The 2318-nt window shown below is 67.1% G+C and carries 2 protein-coding genes and 1 pseudogene; 1 reads left to right on the forward strand and 2 read right to left on the reverse strand.

Annotated features, from left to right (window positions below; genetic code table 11):
- Positions 1-884 (forward strand): ATP-binding protein (locus PGX04_RS31535; RefSeq protein ID WP_273742083.1); only part of this gene is annotated, 884 nt, incomplete at its 5' end.
- 36 nt (positions 885-920) lie between these two features.
- Here PGX04_RS31535 and PGX04_RS31540 read toward each other — a convergent pair.
- Together PGX04_RS31540 and PGX04_RS31545 are read right to left on the reverse strand one after the other, a co-directional pair.
- The gene (locus PGX04_RS31540; RefSeq protein WP_273742084.1) at positions 921-2084 is read right to left on the reverse strand and encodes a TrkA C-terminal domain-containing protein; all 1164 of its coding nucleotides are present in this window, start codon (positions 2082-2084) and stop codon (positions 921-923) included.
- Positions 2081-2318 (reverse strand): annotated as a pseudogene (locus PGX04_RS31545) (hypothetical protein); the annotation flags it as partial. The pseudogene PGX04_RS31545 and the gene PGX04_RS31540, both read right to left, overlap by 4 nt.

The raw sequence follows: 2318 nt of genomic DNA on the forward strand, positions 1-2318 counted from the left end.
GCCGCGAGTGGAACCGCGACCCGACCGTCCGAAAGCGCCACTTCGACGCCGCGCTCGCGTCCGTCGAACCGTCGGCGATGCGCGAGTACGTCGCCGAATCGCCGACGACCGACTTCTCGGACGTCGGCGGCCTCGACGAGGCGAAGCAAACGCTCCGGGAGTCGGTCGAATGGCCGCTGACTTACGACCGACTGTTCGAAGAGACGAACACCGATCCGCCATCCGGCGTTCTGTTGTACGGCCCGCCCGGCACCGGGAAGACGCTGCTCGCGCGCGCACTGGCGGGCGAGACCGACGTCAACTTCGTCCGGGTCGACGGCCCCGAAATCATCGATCGCTACGTCGGCGAGTCGGAGAAAGCGATCCGCGAGGTGTTCGAACGCGCCCGCCAGTCCGCCCCGTCGATCGTCTTCTTCGACGAACTCGACGCCATCGCGGCTTCCCGAGGCGACGGCCACGAGGTCACCGAACGCGTCGTCTCGCAGCTCCTGACCGAACTCGACGGGATGCGCGAGAACCCCAATCTCGTCGTCCTGGCCGCGACCAACCGCAAGGACCGGATCGACCCGGCGCTGCTCCGGCCCGGCAGACTCGACACCCACGTCTTCGTCGGCGAGCCCGACCCGAACGCCCGCGAGAAGATCCTCGAGGTTCACACGCAGGGCAAACCCCTCGCCGACGACGTCGATATCGTCGAACTCGCGGCCGAACTCGAGGGATACACCGGCGCGGATCTCGAGGCGCTGGTCAGAGACGCCTCGATGCGAGCGATTCGAGAGGTGGCCGCGGAGTCAGACCCCGAAACGGCCAACGAGAGGGCTGACGAGGTCCGAATCGAACGACGACACTTCGAGGCCGCCCGAGAGTCGACCGACGGACTGTAGGCCGCGATCGCCTCCGGTTCGATGCTCGGACCGGGACTATGGCGACCCCGAACGGACCCCGTTCGGCGGAAGGGAGGCCAGTTCGCTGGTCGTCCCGAGCACGGAGAGTTCGTCGCCGTCCCGTAGCGTCTCGTTGTCGGCCGGGAACGGAATTACCTCGCCGTCACGGACGACGACGAGAACGATCCCCGAAAGCCAGCCGACGAACACGTTGTCGAGGGTGCCGCCGTCTTCGACGGTGATGGATCGTACCGTCTCGTCGGCGGATCGGAGCACGGCACACAGCGCGTCGCCGTCGTTCGGCGGTTCCGATCGCGTCGTCAATCGATAGCTCGAGCCGGGATCGAACGCGAACCGATCGGCAGCGTCGGCGTCCACGGCGATCGTCGCCAGATCCCCAGCAGTAGCACGTACCGTTCCGGTCGCCGCGAGTCGGTTCGAGTCCCCCTCGGCCGTCCAGACCTCGATCGGATCGCCGACGCTTGCGGTCGGTGTCGGATCGGCGCGGATCGCCATCGCGACGGTTCCCGTCGGAAGGCTTGCCCCGATTCGAGAGCGAGTGCCGCCGACCGCGAGCCGCTCGATCGTCCCGTCAGCTCCAATCGTGATCGACACGTGGCCGAGACCGTAATCGCGCTCGAGGCGGGTCGCGAGCCGAGAGCGAAGTGCCGAGTCGTCGCTGATCTGGGGAAACAACACCGTCCTGCCGGTGAGATCTCGTTTGACCGACGGATCGACCGGCGGATAGCCCGCCGCATCATCGATCCGTTCGGGTAACTGGATCGCTATCGAGAGCCGCGCCGATCGGACGAGCGAGGCGATTTCGCCGGTGGCCGTCAGCCGGTCGATATCGAAGACATCACGCGCGATCCCGTCACCGATTCGCCGGCCGATCTCGGCGGCGACTGCACTGACGACGACCGCGCAGAGGACGTACGTCGCGGTCGCGTGATGGACGAGCGGCGTTTCGTCGATGATCGTCGCCTGCTCGAGACCGGCGGCGTTCAGCCAACCCGCGACGACGGCGAGTCCGGCAAACGCGCCGACGCCGATCGGAGCCCCTCGCGTACTCGCGGCCCGATACCCGAACGCAACTGTGGTCGCGACGATGCCGGCGATCAGTGCGAACCCGAGTATATTGATCAGTGCCGTTTCGGTCCACTCGGTGACTGCCGTCTGCAAGACGACGACTCCAGTCACGAGTCACCCTCCAGTGCTGGGATTACGGCTGAACGCGGCGTCGGTTCGCCATCATCGTCGATCCGCCGCTGTAACGCGATTCGATCCCCGACGACGAACACGTCGTCCCGGTCGTCGAGCGTTGCCACGTCGGGATCGAGACACCACGTCTCCCGTTCGGCGACCGGATCGACGCTCGTCGGCCCCGTCCCGTCGGCGTCGGCGTTGCGGCGGCTCGCCGCGAGGACGCGGATC

The sequence above is a fragment of the Natrinema soli genome (genome assembly GCF_028618695.1).